General features: G+C 69.3%; 18 protein-coding genes. 8 read left to right on the top strand and 10 right to left on the bottom strand.

The features are described from left to right. Positions 1–16: 16 nt before the first annotated feature. On the top strand, positions 17–208 hold the full coding sequence (locus tag ACSVDM_RS26735; RefSeq protein ID WP_067492396.1) for a hypothetical protein: 192 nt from the start codon (positions 17–19) through the stop codon (positions 206–208). Positions 209–272: 64 nt separating this feature from the next. Here the strand turns inward: ACSVDM_RS26735 and ACSVDM_RS26730 are convergent, their stop codons facing one another. Both ACSVDM_RS26730 and ACSVDM_RS26725 read right to left on the bottom strand, forming a co-directional pair. Continuing rightward, on the bottom strand, positions 273–881 hold the full coding sequence (locus tag ACSVDM_RS26730; RefSeq protein WP_067492397.1) for a transglycosylase family protein: 609 nt from the start codon (positions 879–881) through the stop codon (positions 273–275). A gap of 368 nt (positions 882–1,249) precedes the next feature. Further along, the gene (locus tag ACSVDM_RS26725; RefSeq protein WP_439268580.1) at positions 1,250–1,477 is read right to left on the bottom strand and encodes a hypothetical protein; all 228 of its coding nucleotides are present in this window, start codon (positions 1,475–1,477) and stop codon (positions 1,250–1,252) included. A 162-nt stretch (positions 1,478–1,639) separates the two neighbouring features. Here ACSVDM_RS26725 and ACSVDM_RS26720 point away from each other — a divergent pair, with 162 nt between their 5' ends. Further along, positions 1,640–2,062 (top strand): cold-shock protein, encoded by a 423-nt coding sequence (locus ACSVDM_RS26720; RefSeq protein WP_174550347.1) that lies wholly within the window; start codon positions 1,640–1,642, stop codon positions 2,060–2,062. A 186-nt stretch (positions 2,063–2,248) separates the two neighbouring features. Here the strand turns inward: ACSVDM_RS26720 and ACSVDM_RS26715 are convergent, their stop codons facing one another. The 3 genes from ACSVDM_RS26715 to ACSVDM_RS26705 all read right to left on the bottom strand — a co-directional run bounded on the left by ACSVDM_RS26715 (position 2,249) and on the right by ACSVDM_RS26705 (position 5,474). After that, positions 2,249–2,767: a DUF2771 family protein gene (locus ACSVDM_RS26715; protein WP_067492403.1), complete on the bottom strand. Its 519-nt coding sequence runs from the start codon at positions 2,765–2,767 to the stop codon at positions 2,249–2,251. Continuing rightward, the gene (locus ACSVDM_RS26710) at positions 2,764–4,584 is read right to left on the bottom strand and encodes an MFS transporter (protein WP_439268579.1); all 1,821 of its coding nucleotides are present in this window, start codon (positions 4,582–4,584) and stop codon (positions 2,764–2,766) included. The genes ACSVDM_RS26715 and ACSVDM_RS26710 overlap by 4 nt, the downstream gene beginning before the upstream one ends. A 107-nt stretch (positions 4,585–4,691) precedes the next feature. Beyond that, positions 4,692–5,474, bottom strand: coding sequence for a glutaminyl-peptide cyclotransferase (locus ACSVDM_RS26705; protein ID WP_439268578.1), 783 nt, complete (start codon positions 5,472–5,474; stop codon positions 4,692–4,694). A gap of 17 nt (positions 5,475–5,491) precedes the next feature. Between ACSVDM_RS26705 and ACSVDM_RS26700 the strand changes: the two genes are divergently transcribed. Next, entirely contained in the window at positions 5,492–6,895 is a 1,404-nt protein-coding gene (locus ACSVDM_RS26700) for a DUF3027 domain-containing protein (protein ID WP_439268577.1), read from the top strand. 77 nt (positions 6,896–6,972) lie between these two features. Beyond that, a complete protein-coding gene (locus ACSVDM_RS26695) occupies positions 6,973–10,002 on the top strand; it encodes a sacsin N-terminal ATP-binding-like domain-containing protein (RefSeq protein ID WP_439268576.1) in 3,030 nt (1,009 codons plus the stop codon). Here ACSVDM_RS26695 and ACSVDM_RS26690 read toward each other — a convergent pair. Further along, a complete protein-coding gene (locus ACSVDM_RS26690; protein ID WP_084457265.1) occupies positions 9,999–10,625 on the bottom strand; it encodes a TetR/AcrR family transcriptional regulator in 627 nt (208 codons plus the stop codon). The genes ACSVDM_RS26695 and ACSVDM_RS26690 overlap by 4 nt on opposite strands. 119 nt (positions 10,626–10,744) lie before the next feature. Here ACSVDM_RS26690 and ACSVDM_RS26685 point away from each other — a divergent pair, with 119 nt between their 5' ends. Further along, positions 10,745–12,778 (top strand): neutral/alkaline non-lysosomal ceramidase N-terminal domain-containing protein, encoded by a 2,034-nt coding sequence (locus tag ACSVDM_RS26685; protein ID WP_439268575.1) that lies wholly within the window; start codon positions 10,745–10,747, stop codon positions 12,776–12,778. Here the strand turns inward: ACSVDM_RS26685 and ACSVDM_RS26680 are convergent. Then, entirely contained in the window at positions 12,775–13,035 is a 261-nt protein-coding gene (locus ACSVDM_RS26680; RefSeq protein ID WP_439268574.1) for a DUF2530 domain-containing protein, read from the bottom strand. The genes ACSVDM_RS26685 and ACSVDM_RS26680 overlap by 4 nt on opposite strands. 68 nt (positions 13,036–13,103) lie before the next feature. Here ACSVDM_RS26680 and ACSVDM_RS26675 point away from each other — a divergent pair, with 68 nt between their 5' ends. Further along, complete coding sequence (locus tag ACSVDM_RS26675) at positions 13,104–13,535, top strand: MarR family winged helix-turn-helix transcriptional regulator (RefSeq protein WP_067492414.1); 432 nt, start codon at positions 13,104–13,106, stop codon at positions 13,533–13,535. Here the strand turns inward: ACSVDM_RS26675 and ACSVDM_RS26670 are convergent, their stop codons facing one another. Further along, positions 13,536–13,922 (bottom strand): YccF domain-containing protein, encoded by a 387-nt coding sequence (locus ACSVDM_RS26670; RefSeq protein ID WP_067492416.1) that lies wholly within the window; start codon positions 13,920–13,922, stop codon positions 13,536–13,538. Between ACSVDM_RS26670 and ACSVDM_RS26665 the strand changes: the two genes are divergently transcribed. Together ACSVDM_RS26665 and ACSVDM_RS26660 are read left to right on the top strand one after the other, a co-directional pair. Next, positions 13,921–14,751, top strand: coding sequence for a TrmH family RNA methyltransferase (locus ACSVDM_RS26665; RefSeq protein ID WP_439268573.1), 831 nt, complete (start codon positions 13,921–13,923; stop codon positions 14,749–14,751). The genes ACSVDM_RS26670 and ACSVDM_RS26665 overlap by 2 nt on opposite strands. After that, on the top strand, positions 14,748–15,038 hold the full coding sequence (locus ACSVDM_RS26660) for a DUF2537 domain-containing protein (RefSeq protein ID WP_439268572.1): 291 nt from the start codon (positions 14,748–14,750) through the stop codon (positions 15,036–15,038). Before ACSVDM_RS26665 ends, ACSVDM_RS26660 begins: the two co-directional genes overlap by 4 nt. Here the strand turns inward: ACSVDM_RS26660 and ACSVDM_RS26655 are convergent. Further along, complete coding sequence (locus tag ACSVDM_RS26655) at positions 15,012–15,728, bottom strand: DUF6928 family protein (protein ID WP_439268571.1); 717 nt, start codon at positions 15,726–15,728, stop codon at positions 15,012–15,014. The genes ACSVDM_RS26660 and ACSVDM_RS26655 overlap by 27 nt on opposite strands. A 126-nt stretch (positions 15,729–15,854) precedes the next feature. Continuing rightward, a complete protein-coding gene (sepH, locus tag ACSVDM_RS26650; protein ID WP_439268570.1) occupies positions 15,855–16,913 on the bottom strand; it encodes a septation protein SepH in 1,059 nt (352 codons plus the stop codon). Between the last annotated feature and the right edge of the window lie 29 nt (positions 16,914–16,942).

Genomic DNA, 16,942 nt, shown 5'->3' with positions numbered 1-16,942 from the left:
ATGCCAGAATGAGCCCGTGGTCAACAAATCGAAGAAACCCTACGTCGACAACGGCTGGCCCGAGGTGGCCGACGGCGAGCACGCCGTCACCGAACTGTCGGCGACCCGCGCCGGTAATCTCTCGCCTTTCGGTGAGGACACCGAGTTTCCCGTTCCGGCCGCGACGCTGCCGTATGTGCACCCGCACACTGTCATCAATCGGGTGTAATTCGAACGGGAAAGACAAGAGCCCGCATCCTGGACAAGGATGCGGGCTCTTGTTGTAAGGCGGATCAGGAGGGCAGCAGGCCCTTGTTCGCCTCGAAGAAGTCGATGACCGCCGGGTCCAGCTGGGTGCCCTTGGCGTTGTTGACGAAGTCGATGGCCGCCTGCGGCACGGCGACGCCCTGCTGCTGGGCGACGGTGAGGGCGCGATCGACGGCCGAGAAGACTTCCTGGCTCGGATCCTGCACCTGCGGCACGCTGACCTCGGGGACCCAGCTCGGGGTCGAGGGCACGGCGCGCTCGGTCGGACCGCTGCTCAGGCCCAGCTTGGCCGAGCAGGAGGGCCAAGCGCCCCAACCCTGGGAAGCGAGAACCTTTTCGGCGACCGCGATCTGCTGTTCGCGGGTGGCCTGGTTTGCGGTGGCGGCGTACTCCCCACCGCCGTGTGCGGCCCAGGTGGAGGGCGAGAACTGCAGCCCACCCTGGTAGCCGTTGCCGGTGTTGATACCCCAGTTGCCGCCGGCTTCACACTGTGCGAGGCGATCCCAGTCGGAGTCGGGGGCCGCGCTGGCGTTTCCGGCGAGGGCAGCGGTTGCGGTGCCGAAGATCGCGCCGGTGACGGCGACCTTGGCAGCAGTGCGCCCGGTGGAAGTCGGCTTGCGGTGGCGTCCACTCATATCGGGTTTCTTCCTCTCGTTCGCACCTGCATGTGGTCCGGACTGAGAGGTCTCCCGGTCCGCCCTCACCCCTTGATTCCAATCGGGGTCCGGTACCCGCGGGGTGAGGTTCGGTGCGGCGGGCCGGTGGTTCCGGGGGCCTGCCCCGGCTGAGAGAAACGGTACGACGGTCAGCGGGGAAAGTCACTATTTGGTAACCGGCGTGTGCGGGTGGGTATCAGGGTGGTCTCAGGGTTGTCCCGGAGGCGTCCGCGCAGGTAGTCGCGGCGCCGGGTGTGCGTGACCGTTGCACGCACAGTTCGTTACCCAGCTGTTATGTGACGAGGATCACACAAGAGATTGGGTATCGAACCTTCGGGATAACCGGTTCACCGTGCCCGTCGACCCGACCACAGGGCGAACACGATCGCGAGCAGGAAGCCCACCGGCGCGAGCATCGCGAGCAGATACAGCCACAGGCCCGGTTCCGAGTCGGAGACGATCGGCGTCACGAAGATGGCGACGACGGCGAGAATCCCGATGCCGAACAGCGCCACCGCCACTTGCAGCAGCCGATCACTGGAACGTCGCGCGGGCGGTTGAGATGAGTTGGTCACGGGTGCACCGTAAAACTGATGTGCTCGCGGTATAGCCACCGGGGTAGACTCTGACCACATCGCGTCCTGCCTTGTTGTGGGGCGCGTTCTTTTCGCGACAAGCAGCAGGTAGTAACCCGGGCCACAAGGGTTCGGGTATCGAATGATGAACGGGTGAGCGCAGTGCCGACCGGCCGGGTGAAGTGGTACGACGTCGAAAAGGGCTTCGGCTTCCTTTCCCAAGACGAGGGCGAGGACGTCTACGTCCGTTCTTCCGCGCTGCCCGAAGGAGTCGAGGGCCTCAAGCCGGGCCAGCGGGTCGAATTCGGGATGGCCGCCGGTCGTCGCGGTCCGCAGGCGCTGAGCCTCAAGTTGCTCGAGGCGCCCCCGACCGTCGCCCGCGGTGAGCGTGGCGCGCAGCCCGCCCGCAAGGACGCGGGCCCGCGCAAGTCGCCCGACGAGCTGCACGGCCTGGTCGAGGACATGATCACCCTGCTGGAGACCAAGGTTCAGCCCGACCTGCGCCGCGGCAAGTACCCGGACCGCAAGATGTCCCAGCGCATCTCCGAAGTGGTCCGCGCGGTAGCCCGCGAACTGGATCACTGAACTTTTGGAGCGCTGGCGCGCTCGAGTTCGCGGCCCCGCAAGTCCCGACGATCAGGCACCGTTGCTTGCTCCTTCGTCGCCTACGCAACGGCACCTGATCGTCGGGACGGCCGCGAACCGCCGCTTCGCGGCGGACCCTCCTCGAGGTCGGGTCGTGGTGGTCCGGAAGCGGCGGGATCCGTGCGATCAGGGCTGCGGGGTGCCGACGCGCCAGAGGCCGTGCACGTCGTACATCTCCTGGCCGGTGGCCGGGTCGGTGTAGACGATCGGCAACCGCACCTCGAATCCCGCCAGGCGCAGCTCGGGCTCGGGCTGGGTGTCCAGGCTCAGGAAACGCGTCTCTGCCGGGTAATCGATGAAGCTCAGGATGCGTTCGAACTGCTCGCCGTTGGGGCGTTCGTAGACGGTGACGACGATCCACGGCGCCTCGGCGACGCTGGTCGGCAGCGACACCTGCACCGGCTTACCCGAGGTGGCCGGGATGTAGTAGGTCGACTCGTCGTTGACGCACTCCCCGTTCGACAGCTCGCAGTACCCGTACGGCTCGACGACGACGGACTCGCCGTTGGCGAACACGGTGAGTTCGGGATAGTGCTTCGGCGCCTTGGACACGGCGTAGGCCACCACACCTGCGGTCACGGCGGCCAGGGCCAGCAGGCCCACCGCGACCAGCGCGAAGATCGTGCGGACGTTGGGCTTGCTCACCAGTGCGGGTCTCCTGTTTCGCGGGGATGGGTCGGCACTTCCTGCTCGGCGTGCTGCGGGCGGTTGCCGCCGAAGCCCGGCAGCAGGGTGTGCCCGGTATAGCTGACGAAGGTCTGCGCGAGCCCGGCAACCAGGATCACGCTGATCACCGCGAAACCCTTCCAGAACTCGGTCGGCAGCAGCACACCGGCCGCCCCGCCGATCACCCAGCTCAGCTGCAGAACGGTCTCCGACCGGCCGAAACCGGAGGCGATCGACTCCGGTGGCAGGTCGTCCTGGATGGCCGCGTCCAGCGACACCTTGGCCAGCGCGCTGGCCGCCGACGCGACGAGCGCGGCCACCGCGGCGCCGAACAGATTGCCGGTGAACACCGCGAACAGCGCGACCGCCACACACGCCGCGGTGCACCCGAGCACCACCAGCGCGGGCCTGCCGAGCTGCAATCGCGCGCCGGTGGCGTTGCCGCCGAAATTGCCGAAACCGGCCGCCACCCCGACGAGACCGAGCATGGCCGCCTGCTCGGTCGGGCTGCCACCGGAACCCTTGGCGACGAAGGCGATGTAGAAGGTCAGGAACCCGGTGAGCACTCGGATGGAACTGTTCCCCCACAGTCCGGTGACCACCGCGCGGCCAAGCGGTTGCCTGCGTTTCCTGGCGGGCACGGCCGATTCCTCGCCCGGCTCGAGCACCTCGGTACGCGCGTCGGCGCCGTGATAGGTCAGCGTGGCGGGCACCTCACCCTCGGTGACCTCCACCCACGACGGGATTCGCAGGCTCAGGTAGGCGCCCGCGATCGCGATGCCCGTGGCGAACACCAGCGCACCCGTGGAGCCGGCGGCCAGCGCGGCCAGCGCGGCCAGCGCACCCGCCCCGATCGTGCCGCCGACCAGGCCGAATACCGTGAGCCGCGAATTCGTGCGGACCAGGTCGATGTCCGGTGGCAGCACGCGCGGCGTCACCGCGCTCTTGAGTACCGCGAACGATTTCGAGCCGACCATCATGCACAGGGCGAGCGGATACAGCCCCCACGTGTCGATATTGAAGATCAGCAGCACCGCGAACAGCGCCCGCAACCCGAAGGTCGTGGCCAGCGCCAGCCTGCGACCGCGTTGCAGCCGGTCCAGCAGCGGCCCGATCAGCGGGGCGATCACCGCGAACGGCGCGATGGTGATGAGCAGATACAGCGCGACCTTGGTTTTCGACTCGGCGGTCGCGCTCGCGAAGAACAACGTGTTGGCCAGGGCGACGGCGATCGCGGCGTCGAGCGCGAAGTTGGCCATCGTGGCGTAGGTGAGGGCGGTGAGCCCGGACTGGTCTGCGCCGTCGGCCTTGGCCGCGCGCTGGAAGGTGGCGATACCGCGTTCGGTGAGTTCGCGGCTGCGCATCGCGGCCACGCGGGTGACCGTCAGTTTGCGCGGCACCCGCTGCTTGGGCGGTTTGTCGGCGGGTTCGTCGGCCCGCGGGAGCGGGCGGGTTCCTGCCGGTCCGTCGAGTGGATCCGGGTGTGGGTGGCTGCCTGCCGGTCCGTCGTGGTCGGGGTGCGGGCGGCCGCCTGCCGGTGTGCCGGGGCGCGGGGGACCGGCGCCGTTGCGTTTCGGGCTCGCCAACGGCGTGGTGGCGCCGGGGTCGGGATCACGCCCGAACCGGCCGCGCGAACGGACCGGCGCGGTCGGTGGCTCGATGTGCGGGAAGACCTTGCGCGGCGGGGATGGGGGCGGGTAATGCCCGAAGCCGGGGTGCCGACCGGGTGGTGCACCCGAGGCACTGCCGTCCCGGCGACCACGGTCAGGACCGGATGGATCGCGGGGAGTAGTCACAGCCCAATTCTGTCGTACTCGGGCTTTCGGCGTTCACTCGCGGGCGAGCAGTGTCGGACACACTTGGTTGGACGGGTCGACCTGAACGGCCCCGACGACCGCGCCCGTCACCTCAGCGGGGGCACGAACCGCACCTCGAACAGGTGCGGCCAGTACTTCCCGGTGAGCAGGAACCGGTCGGTGCCCGGCAGGTGGGCGATGCCGTTGAGGACGTCGGTGCCCTGGCGTTCGGCGGGGGTGAGCAGGCCGCTCGCGTCGATGATCGCGGTGATGTGGCCCGTGTTCGGGTCGATGCGCAGGATGTCGTCGGTGGGGAAGTTGTTGGCGTAGACGGTGCCGTCGGGTGCGCAGTCGAGTTCGTTCGGTTTCGGGTCGTCGAGGCCCTGCAGGGTCACCGACCCGGTTTCGGCGAAGGTCAGCGGGTCGCGGAAGGTGAGTTCCGGGGTGCCGTCGCTCATCACGAGGCGGCCGGGCTGGGCGCACAGCCCCCAGCCCTCGCCCTCGTAGGTGGCGCGGCCGGTTTCGGCGAGGGTGTGCGGGTCGCGGGCGAAGGCGACGCCGTCACGCCAGGTCAGTTGCCAGACGATGTCGCCCGCCCGGGTGAGTCCCTCCCCGAACATCCGGCCGGGCAGGTCGACGCGCGCCCGCTCCACCCCCGAGACCTGGTCGCTGACGCGGACGTTCGACACGCCCCACATGCCGGTGCCTTCGTAGCGCAATCCGTCGACCACCTCGAGCCCCTGGGTGAACGCCGACGGATCGTGCGGTGACGAGCCGATCACCTCCACCCGCCAGCGCGGCGGACCGGACTCATCCTGGCCCCCGCAGGAGCTCACGCCGAGCACGCTGACCAGCACTGCGACGGCCAACGAACTCCGATTGCACTTCATACGGCAAAATGTATGCCGTGAGCGCAGTATCTGTTTCGGAGTCCGGCGTGCGTCCCGTTCTGGCCCAGGCGGCCGAGGTCGCACTTCGTGCGCTCGTCGAGCTGGAACCCGACGGGGTCGGAGCCCATCTGGGGGTGACCGCCGAGGACGACTCGTCGGCCACCCACCGGTTCGAGGCGACCCTGCCCGGCTACCGGGGTTGGCAGTGGGCCGTCGTGGTGGCCGCGCCGCCCGGTGCCGACCACGCGACCGTCAGCGAGTCGGCCCTGCTGCCCGGCCCCGACGCCCTGATCGCCCCCGAGTTCGTCCCGTGGGAGCAGCGCGTGCGCCCCGGCGATCTCGGCCCCGGCGACCTGCTCGCCCCGCCCGCCGACGACCCGCGCCTGGTCCCCGGTTACGTCGCCACCGGCGACCCGGTGATCGACGAGGTGGCCCGCGAGGTCGGCCTCGGCCGCACCCAGGTGCTCAGCCTCGAGGGTCGCCTCGAAGCCGCCCAGCGCTGGTACAGCGAATACGGCCCCGACACCGAGATGGCCAAGGCCGCGCCCTCCACCTGCGGCCTGTGCGGCTTCTTCCTGCCCCTGGCAGGCGCCCTGCGCGAAACCTTCGGCGTGTGCGCCAACGCGATGGGTGCCGACGGCCACGTCGTGCACGTCGAATACGGCTGCGGCGCCCACTCCGACGTCGTCGCCCCCTCCGGCAACGGCTCCCCCCGCTACGAGGCCTTCGACGACCACGCCGTCGACTACATCGACATCACTCCGCAGGAAACCGCCGAAGCCGAAGCCGTGGACGCGGCGGCCGCCGCCCGCAAGGCCCGCGCCGAAGGCGAGCTCCCGGAATCCCCGGAAGAGGTGATCGCCGCCGAAGCCAACACCGACCTCGCCGCGTTCGCCCCGCTCGTCGGCCTCGCGTCGGTACCGGCGACCACCGACCCGGCCGAGTCGTCGAGCAACCCTGAATCCGTCGCGGACACAGCGGCTTCCCCTACGGCAGCCGAACCCACCACGGAGGCGGCCGAGTCGACCTCGACCGCGGCCGCCGCTGAGGCGACCGACCCCGCTGCGGCCGAAGGTGTTTCGGCTGAAGCGGTTGCCGATGGGCCAACCGACAATGTCGAGGCGGATTCCTCGAACGGCGCCGACGCCGGTGTAGATACCTCGGCCGACGCCGCTGCGGCGAATGCCGAGTCCGATAGCGGTGTGGCGCAGGAGTCTCCGGCTGCCGGAGCTGCGCACCGGCCCGAGTCGGCCGTGGCGGAAGGTTCGGGTGTGGAGACTGATGACGCCGGGGCTGATTCGTCGGGAGGTGCCGAAGCGGGCGCGGCGGATTCGGCCGCCGATGCTGCTTCTGCCGAGGGTGATTCCGGTGTGACGCAGGTCGTGGGCGCCGGGGAGCGCGGATCGTCGGTGGGGCGCTGAACGCTGGGGCGGACCCGTTCGGTACCGCGGGGCTGCGGGCCGGAGTTCTTGCCGCGTGGCGGGATTCGCCGACGCGGTTGCGGGAGGACAGTGCGGGTGAGGCCGATCTGGTCGCCGCGGGCTATCGGGACCGGGTGCTCACCGAGCTGGCGCAGAACGCGGCCGATGCGGCGGTGCAGGGCGGTGTGCCCGGTGAGCTGACGGTGCGGATCGTGGACCGGCGGTTGCACGTCGCCAATACCGGTGCTCCGCTCAGTGTTTCGGGTGTGCACGCGCTCACGGCACTGCGTGCCTCGGGCAAGGACGACGGCGCGCAGGTCGGCCGTTTCGGTGTCGGCTTCACCGCGGTGCGTTCCGTGGGTGACGAAGTGGAGATCCGCTCCACCACAGGTTCTATCCGCTTCTCCCTCACCGCCACCCTGAACGCCCTGCACGACAACGGCATCACCCACCCCGAGGACCTCACCCCACCGGCCCTCCGCCTGGCCTGGCCCATCCCCACCACCCCACCCGCGGGCGCCGACACCGAAGTCGTCATCCACCTCCGCGACGACATCGACCCCACCGCCCTCCTCACCTCGATGCGCGCCGAGGCCACCGACCTCCTCCTCGAACTCCCCGCCCTCCGCCGAATCCGCATAGCGGACCGCGAATTCACCAGCGTCACAACCCTCCTCGACCACCCCGCCCCGCCACACGGCAGCGCGAACGCCACACCTGGCGCCGATTTCGCGGCCGAGGCCCACGTCGATACGGCCCCACGCCCTGACACGGAGCCGGGCAACGAGATCTCGATTGCCGCGCCGACGTCCGAAGGGGGCGCGGAAATCGCCCATGCTCCTGGACTCGATACGAAGGCCCATGTGGGCCCGCCGGTGAGCACCCTCACCAAGCTGACCATCACCGGACCCGACGGCACCCAACACTGGTGGCAGTACCGCACCGCCCGTGCGCGCTGGCTGCTCCCGCTGACCAACGGTCGCCCGGTCCCCGCCGCACCGGATGTCCTGCGCGCGCCAACTCGTTCGGACGAGGAGCTGTCCCTCCCGGCGATCCTCGTAGCCGACATCGCCATGCAACCCGACCGCCGCAGGCTCCTTCCCGGCGCTCGCCTGCACGAAGTCGCCTCGGGTTACGCCGATTTCGCCCGCGCCTTGCCGCCGAAGGACCGCCTCGTCCTCGTCCCGACCCCCGCTTTCGCCCGCAGCGAGGCCGACGCCCTCCTCCGCGAAGCGATCATCACCGAACTCCGCACGAACCCGTGGCTCCCGGTCTGCCCGACCCGCGACCGCTCAGACCACGAATTCGATCCGAACCAAGCGGAATTCCATCCCCTCACCGTCGGAGTCGACCAGGACGCCTTCGGCAAGGACATGGTCACCGCCGAGGTATCCGCCCTCGACAACTCGTCCGTCGGCACCGCGCAGCACCCCGGCACCTTCGAGCTCGCCGGACCCACCCGCTCGGCAAGTATCGAAATCCCCACTCGCGCCTCCGTATTCCCTGACTTGACGCCGGAACTGGCCGCAATCCTCGCCGATCTCACCGGCCCCCTGGTCATCCCGGAACTATCGACCCGCTCCGCCCAGGAAAAGCTGACAGTCCTCGACGTCCACCGCCTGTCATCGGCGGCCCTGGCCGACCTCACCACCGGCCTCGAACGAGACCCGCACTGGTGGCGCACCTTCTACTCCACGCTGGAACCCTTCGTCACCGATTCGAGGACAGCCGAGGAGTTCGGCGCCCTGGCCGTCCCCCTGGCCGACGGCCGCCTCGTCACCGGCCCGCGCACCGTCGTCCTCGACGATCAGCTCACCGTCGCCGTCCCGGTCCACTGGGCCCGCCTGGTACACCCGGACGCCACCCACCCGCTGCTGGCCCGCCTCGGCGCCCGCAGCGCCTCGGCCACCGACCTGCTCACCGATCCCGGCTTGCGCGACCTCCTCGAACACGACCCGGCCGACCCGGACACGGTCACCGCGGTCCTGCATCTGGCCCAGTTCGTGAGCGCCGACGAACTCCCCGACTGGCTCGGCCTGCTCGAATTGCCCGACGACACAGGCGAACTGCGTCCGGCCGACGAACTCCTCCTCCCCGGCGCACCGCTGGCCGAGGTGCTGGTCGACGACTCACCCTTCGGTACGGTCGCCGAGGCGACGGTCGCCGAGTTCGGCGAACAGGCCTTGCGCGCGATCGGTGTCGGCTGGGATTTCGCCGTCGTCACCGATCCCGACCCACTCGGCCCCGACCACGACCTGGACGACGAATCCGCCTGGTGGAACGGCCTTCCCGAAGATCCGCGCGAACTCGTCGCCGTCCGCGACCTGGACCTGGTCGACGACACCCGCTGGCCGCAGGCCCTGCGAACCCTGCTCGCGGAACCACGCAGCCGCGCCCTCCTCGCCGACCGCGACGGCTACACCACCTGGTGGTTGCACCGCCACGCCCACATCGACGGCATCTCCCTCGGCCGCTACCGCCACCCGGACGACACCGAATTCGCCGGTCTGCTCCCGCCTTTCACAGCAGCCGACCCCGACGTCCTACGTCAGGTCCTCGTCCGTCCCGACGTGATGACCCCCGAGCTGGCCGAGGAACTCCTCGACGCCCTCGCCGACCCGTCGAAAACCCCGACCCCCGAAACAGTTTCGCGCACTCATGCCCGCCTGGCGGCCGCCGTCGCGTCCGGCGCGCTCGACCCACGCGAACTCGACCTCCCCGAGCAGGTCAGGACACTCGCGGGAACAGTGGTCGACGCCGAGACCGCCATGGTCCTCGACCGGCCATGCTTCGGCCTCGTCATCCCGGCCGAGCGCCTGGTGGTAGGCGACCCGGAACATGCCGAGGCCCTCGCCACCCTGCTCGACCTGCCGCTGGTGTCCGACCAGGTGAGCGCCGAGGTGCTCGGTGCCGGCAGGCAGAGCACCTGGGCCACGGAACCGCTCGGCGTGGTGCTGCGCCAGCTGTGGTCACCGCCGCTCACCACCGGCGCCCTCGTGCTGCACGAAGTCCTCGAGGTATTTCTGCGCGGCGAGTTCTCGGGCACGGTGCGGGTGCCGTGGTGGGATGCCGACGGCACCGTGCACGTGCAGGTGCCGCGCGGTTAGTTCGCGTGCGCGGTGACCATCTCGGCGAGCAGGTCGAGCTGGGCCTGCACGGCGTCGCTGTCGTCGTCGACGAGCCAGCGCAGCACGATGCCGTCGATGACGCTGAGGATGAAGCGGCTCAGCTGGGGCAGCGGGATGTTCCAGTCGCAGCCGGTGGCATCGCGGCAGTGGTCCATCACGTCGGCGACGGTGCTGTCGTTGAACTTGTACTGCTCGCGGGCGATGGCGAGTTTGGCCGGGGTCGACTCACCCTCGCGCAGCGCGTAGGTGGTGGTCTCGTAGGTGAGCAGCTGACGTTCCGGAGTGGCCTCGATGTTGCGCCACATCAGTTCCAGCCCCTGGCGAACCAATTTGTGAAGCGCTTCTTTTCCTGTTCCGGTATCGGCCCAGACAGTTTCATCCGCATCAACGGAATCGCGTAATTCCATCGAGAGCGCTTTGACCAGCTCGGTCATCAGCGCGTCCTTGTTTTCGAAACAGTAATGCACCACACCGAGCGAGACGCCCGCCGCTTGGGCGACATCGCGTGTGGTCACGCCCGCCACGCCCTTTTTCTCGGCGAGACCGATCGCTGCCTCTATCAGGTGGGCTCGTCGTTCTTCGACGCTCAATCGGGAGGACACCTGTGCGAGTTAAGCGCTCACGTCGCGAACAGTCAATTCGCCGAACCGCGCCGAATTCCTGGACAGGCGACCAGTTGTATGGTTGTCTGCGTCACATCACCCGTGAAGGAGCTGTTCGGATGCCTGTGAACCGTCGTACCGTGCTGGCCGCCTCGACGCTGGGGGTACCCCTCGTCGCGGCCATGGGAGCTCACGGAGCGTCGAAGGCGCACGCCGAATCCGCGCGCGGTGGATTCGAATTCGGGCTCGGTATCGCCGATCTCACGGGCCCCGCCGCGGAATGCGGCATGATGGGCTACTCACAACTCGAACAGACCACCGCGGGAATTCATCTGCGGCCGCGAGCGCGCGCGTTCGTGATCGAATCGGGCGGAAATCGGGTCGCGTTCGTCGCGGTGGAGAACGGTGCGTTGTTCCAGTCCGTGCACCGGGGTGTACTGCTCGCGCTGGCGCGCCGATTCGGTGATCGGTATACCGAACGAAATGTCGTCCTCACTTCGACTCACACGCATTCCAGTTGTGGCGGTTCCGCGCACGATTACGCCTATACGCTCGCGACGCTCGGATTTCAGCAACAGGTCTACGACACCGAAGTCGACGGCATCGTCGAGGCGATCGCCGCGGCCGACGCCGACCTCGCGCCGGGCACGGTGGCGCTCGGCCGCGCCGAATTGCGCGACGCGAGCGTGAACCGTTCGCGGGTGGCCTTCGACCGCAATCCGGCGGAAGACCGCGCGGCTTTCCCGGACGCGATCGATCCGGCGGTCACCACACTCGTCTTCCGCCGTGGCGCGAAGGAGGTCGGCGCGCTCACCTGGTTCGCCACCCACAACACGTCGATGACCAACAAGAACCGGCTCATCAGCTCCGACAACAAGGGCTACGCCAGCTACGCCGCCGAGCACCTGGAGCACGGCGTGCGCCATCTCGACGGCGAGCCGTCGTATCTGGCCGCGTTCGTGCAGACCAACGCCGGTGACATGTCCCCGAACCTCGCGCTCGCACCGGGCATCGGCCCGACCGACGACGAATTCGACAACACCCGGATCATCGGCGAACGCCAGTACACCGCCTCGCGAGCCGCCGCCGACCACGCGGCACCGATGACGAGCGCGATCGATTCGCTGCTGTGCTACGTCGACCTCGCGGCCGTGACGGTCGAGGGCCGCTTCACCCCCGACGGCGCACCACACCGCACCGCACCGGCCGCCGCGGGCCTCTCGCTGGCGGCGGGCAGCGTGGAGGACGGCCCCGGCCTGCCCGGCGGGCCCATTCCCGAGGGCGTACGTAACCCGCTGGTGGACTTTCTCGGTGGAATCGACCATCCCCACCCGGCGTGGCTGGCCGACGCGCAGGCGCCCAAGGCGATCTTCGCCCCGCTCGGGTTGATGCCGCCGGTGCCGTGGGTACCGAATGTTGTTCCGCTTCAGCTGATCCGGCTGGGTGATCTCTACGTGGCCGCCGCCGGAGCCGAGTTCACCATCGTCGCCGGCTTGCGCGTGCGGCGCGCGGTCGCGCAGGCGCTCGGCGTCGGCGTGGAACAGGTGCTGTTGCAGGGCTATTCGAATGCCTACCACCAATACGTCACCACACCGGAGGAGTACGACGCGCAACAGTACGAAGGCGCGTCGACACTGTTCGGCCGCTACACGTTGTGCGCGTATGTGCAGGAATTCACCAGGCTGGCAGAGGCTTTCGCGGCGGGCGCGGTCCCGGGGCGCGGCCCCGCACCGCGCGACGTCTCCGCCTTGCAGCCGAATCTCGCCGCCGCGCCGGGCCCGGACGCGACACCGTCCGGCCGGAATTTCGGTGATGTCGTGCGCCAGCCCGGGCGCACCGCTCGCGGCAGCCGGGTGGAGGCCGAATTCGTCTCGGCCCATCCGAAACACAATCCGCGTCGCGGCGGCACCTTCCTCGAGGTGCAGCGCCGAACCGGGAACGGCTGGGTCCGGGTGGCCAATGAGGGGGAGTGGGATGTGCGATTCCACTGGCGGAAACAGGACGCCGCGGTCTCGATCGCCCGTTTCGTCTGGGACATCCCGGCCGGCGCGGAGCCGGGAACGCACCGGTTCGTGCACTTCGCCGACGCGCTCGGCGCCGACGGCGTGCTGCGCCCGTTCACCGGGACCAGCGACGAATTCGAGGTGGTCTAGTCCTCGGTGAGACCCACCTGGGCGCCCTTGTCGCCCCGCAGGGCCGACCGCCGCTGTGCCAGCCAGATCGCCGAGCCGAGCACGCCGACGAACAGGCCCATCAGGCACACCGGCCGGGCATCGGCCCAGGCCGGGACCACGAAAGCCAGCACGGTCGCCACCGCCCAGGCGGCGAAACCGATCAGCACCACCGGGCGCGGATCGACCAGGCTTCGCGGCAGGTGCGGCATCTCGCGGCTGACGGGTCCGGCATCCATACCCAAACAGTAGCGCCCTGAAACCCATCAGGGTGCACAGCCGTACCGTAGAGTTCTGCACTGTGACAGTGCCATCCGACGTCCGTGCCCTCGCCGGTGATCTCTCGCTGGCGGTTGTGCGGCTCACGAGACACCTGCGCGGCCGCCGTGCCGAAGCGCAGATCTCGCTCACCCAGCTGTCGGCTCTGGCCACCCTCGCACGCGACGGCGCGATGACGCCCGGCAATCTCGCGGGCAAGGAGCGCGTGCAGCCGCCGTCGATGACCCGCGTGATCGCCTCCCTCGCCGACCTCGAGCTGGTCCAGCGCAGACCGCATCCCACCGACGGACGCCAGATCATCGTGTCGCTGTCACCGGCCGGCCGGGCGCTGGTCGCCGACGAGACGCACGCGCGCGAGGCCTGGATGACCGAGCAGCTGTCCAACCTCAGCCCGGAACAGCTCGCGGTGCTCGATCAGGCCGTGGCGATCATGAACCAGATCATCGCGGGTTCGGAGTAGTCAGCCCTGCTGCGGTACCACCTCGTGGCCGAGCGGGAACAGCGACAGCGGAACCAGTTTGAGATTGGCCCAGGCGAACGGCAGCCCGATGATCGTCACCGCCAGCGCCACACTGGTGAACACGTGGCCGAGCGCCAGCCACCAGCCGGCGAAGACGAACCAGATGATGTTGCCGAGCAGCGATCCCGCCCCGGCACTCGGTTTGTCGACGACCGTGCGCCCGAACGGCCACAGCACGTAACCGGCCAGCCGCAACGACGCGATGCCGAACGGGATCGTGACGATCAGGACGAAGCAGATCAGCGCCGCGAACAGGTAGCCGACTGCCATCCAGAACCCGCAGAGCACCACCCACAGAATGTTCAAGATCAACTGAACCAGCTTCATGCTTCCAGCATGCCAGGATGATCCGGTGGCCGAAGTAATTCCCCTCGACGATCCCGCCGACCCGCGTGTCGACGACTTTCGCGACCTGTCCTCCGCCGACCGCAGGCCCGACCTGCCCGGCCGCAAGGGACTGGTCATCGCCGAGGGGGTCGTGGTGGTGCAGCGCATGCTCGACTCGCGTTTCATCCCGAGTGCGCTGCTCGGTGTCGCCAAGCGCTACGAGGCCCTCGCCGCCGACCTCGCAGGGCTCGATGTGCCGTACTACCAGGCGACGGCCGAGGTGATGGCCCAGGTGGTCGGCTTCCACCTCAATCGCGGTGTGCTCGCGGTCGCGCCGCGCCCGGCCGAGCTGACGGTCGACGAGGTGCTCGACGGCGCGCGCACGGTGGCCGTGCTGGAGGGCGTCAACGATCACGAGAACCTGGGGTCGATGTTCCGCAACGCGGCCGGGCTGGGCGCCGACGCGGTGCTGTTCGGCGACCGCTGCTCCGACCCGCTCTACCGGCGTTCGGTCCGAGTCTCGATGGGACACGTGCTGCGGGTTCCGTTCGCCCGGATTCCGCAGTGGCCGGGTGGGCTGGAGTTGTTGCGGGAGCGCGGCTTTCAGATCATCGCCCTCACCCCGAACCCGGCGGCGGTGAACCTGGCGACCGCGATGACGGGCGAGCGGGTGGCCCTGTTGCTCGGCGCCGAGGGCCCCGGCCTGACCGAGGAGGCCATGCGCGCCACCGATATTCGCGCACGTATCCCCATGTCGCCCGGCACCGATTCGCTCAATGTCGCGACGGCTGCCGCGATGGCCTTCTATGAACGAGTCCGCACGTCATGAGCCCGGACGGGTCCTATCGGGCGGGTTCGGTGCCGTGGGCGTTGGGCGGCACGGTGATCGCGCTCGTCGCGGCGCTCGGCGCGGTGGCGGTGTACGCGTTCGGTGTCGCGCTGGCCGATGTACATCCGCTGCTCGCGATCGCGGTGAACGTGATCGCGGTGGTCGGTGTCGCGCCCACGGTGTGGCGGTGGCGGTGTACGCCGGTCGTGCGCTGGGTGCTCGCGGGGGCGGTGGTCGGCGTGGCGCTCGGCTGGATCGCGCTACTGGTCTACCTGGTCGTCGGCTAGCCGACCGGGTCTGCGCAGCCAGCGGGACAGACCGCGCCGGGGAGGCGCGGTCGACACAGGTTCGGGTGCCCGGCCTTTCGGGTACAGCGTGAATCCGCAGACATGCAGGTCGCCTAGCCTGGGTGCCTCGAGGTAGCGGAAGCCGAGCCAATGAGCATTGGCCGCATCGGCGAAATCGGGTGGATCGAAGGGCAGCGACTGCGGGCCCGGCCGGTCGTCCCGATCCCACGGCACCGGATGGTCTCCCGCCCAGAACTCGCGTTCCCACACCATGGGCAGTCCCTCGTTCTCCAGGATGTCGACCCTGGTCGAGCTGAACGAGCGCCGGAATCCCCCACGTTCCCAGTGGGCGAACGCACCCCAGTGCACGGTGGTGTCGAACGAGATCAGATAGGTGTGTTCGGAAGCGAGCGGGCGCACGAGCAGATCGGGCAATCTGGTCGGCTCGATCAACGCGGCCTCGGCGGTGCACACGACCGTCACTCCGGGATAACAGCCGATGTAGACCTCGTCGCGATCCGGACCGGCGCAGCCGTCGAGTGTTCCGACCACGATCGGGCGCACATCGTTGTCGGCGTACAGCTCACCCGCCAGTGCCTGCGCGGCAACGGGATCGGACGCGGGCCGCTCGCGCAGGACGGCGGCGGGATCAGCGGTATCGACATACCAGAGCGTGGAAGCCGACTTCACGTGTCACCTCCGACTGTTATCGGAACCCGTGGTGCGGTGGCTGCCGCCGCGCCGGCCGTGCGCTCGACCCCGCTCGACCAGCACGGCCCCGAGTTCTCGGGAGAACTCGGGGCCGCCGGTGCACAGTCAGTTGCCGGAGCTGCGTACGCCCAGGAGGACGTCTTCCCAGGACGGCATCGGTGCCTTACCTCGCTTGTTGCGTGCGGGCTTCGGCTTTTCCGGCTCGGGCTTGGCGGCGGGCTTGTCCTGCTGCGCGGCGGGCGGCGCCGGTGTGGCGGGCTCGCTCGGCGCAGCGGGGGCCGTCGCCGCCGGAATCGGTGCGGCAGGCTTGGGGGCCGCCGGGATCGGTGCGGTAGGCATCGGCGAGGCAGGCATCGGCGCGGCGGGCATGGCCGTCGGCGCAGGCTTGGCCGGAATCGCCGCCGTCCCACCGCCTGCCGCGACCTGACGCTGCTCGTAGTACTCGTCCAGCGCGGGCTGCGGACGGCTCTGCGGGCGCGGCGCAGCCGTCATCGGCTCACGCGGACGCGGCTCCACCGGAACCGGCGCCTCGACCACCGGGGCCGACGGTGCGGGCATGGTGGCCAGACCACGCAGGGCGCGACCGAAATCCGGATCGATCAGGTCGTTGGCCGGGTCGTCGAGCGGGGAGACGGAACCGCCGTGCGCGTCGGGCTGGTAGCGCCAGTGCGCGGCGATCTCGGAGTGCCCGTGCCGCCACTGCAATTGCGCGACCCAGAACCCCTTTTCGTCTTTCCAGGCATCCCATTCGGCGTGTTCGATGGTGTGCCCGCGCTCGGCGAAGGCCGCGGTGACGATCTCGTGCAGCGTTTCCAGCGCCGGGCCGTCCGGCCGCACCGGATGGGCTTTCTGCGCCAGTTCGGCGGCGCGAGCACGCTCGAGCAACACCGGATAGGCGAACCGCTCGACTTTGCTCGCCGGCATGCCGGACTCCGCCGTGACCTGCTCGACGGACGCGCCGGCGCGAATACGGGCCTGGATATCTCTAGGACGCATAGACGCTTCCATTTCGATCTCGATCTGGCCGAATCGTGCGAGGTCGCCGCGCGCCGCCGCGCGGAGCTTGTCGTCGGCGGGCAGCCGGAACTTGGTGCCGGACTCGAGGTCGCTGCACACGATGTGCGTGGAGTCGGGCGTCACCCCGATCACTCGAAGTTCACGCACCGTTACCTCCCTATCGCGTCGGCTCCGTC

Source organism: Nocardia sp. JW2 (assembly GCF_051843015.1).
GTDB classification, from domain to species: domain Bacteria; phylum Actinomycetota; class Actinomycetes; order Mycobacteriales; family Mycobacteriaceae; genus Nocardia; species Nocardia coubleae.
Note: the sequence above shows the minus strand (reverse complement) of the source record. Positions and strands in the feature narration are given on the sequence as shown.

What these genes read in the sequence shown, in the direction of transcription:
- ACSVDM_RS26730 (WP_067492397.1), bottom strand. Translation starts at nt 881, where the DNA reads ATGAGTGGACGCCACCGCAAGCCGACTTCCACCGGGCGCACTGCTGCC.
- ACSVDM_RS26705 (WP_439268578.1), bottom strand. Translation starts at nt 5,474, where the DNA reads ATGAAGTGCAATCGGAGTTCGTTGGCCGTCGCAGTGCTGGTCAGCGTG.
- ACSVDM_RS26685 (WP_439268575.1), top strand. Translation starts at nt 10,745, where the DNA reads ATGCCTGTGAACCGTCGTACCGTGCTGGCCGCCTCGACGCTGGGGGTA.
- ACSVDM_RS26680 (WP_439268574.1), bottom strand. Translation starts at nt 13,035, where the DNA reads ATGGATGCCGGACCCGTCAGCCGCGAGATGCCGCACCTGCCGCGAAGC.
- ACSVDM_RS26665 (WP_439268573.1), top strand. Translation starts at nt 13,921, where the DNA reads ATGCTTCCAGCATGCCAGGATGATCCGGTGGCCGAAGTAATTCCCCTC.
- ACSVDM_RS26670 (WP_067492416.1), bottom strand. Translation starts at nt 13,922, where the DNA reads ATGAAGCTGGTTCAGTTGATCTTGAACATTCTGTGGGTGGTGCTCTGC.
- ACSVDM_RS26660 (WP_439268572.1), top strand. Translation starts at nt 14,748, where the DNA reads ATGAGCCCGGACGGGTCCTATCGGGCGGGTTCGGTGCCGTGGGCGTTG.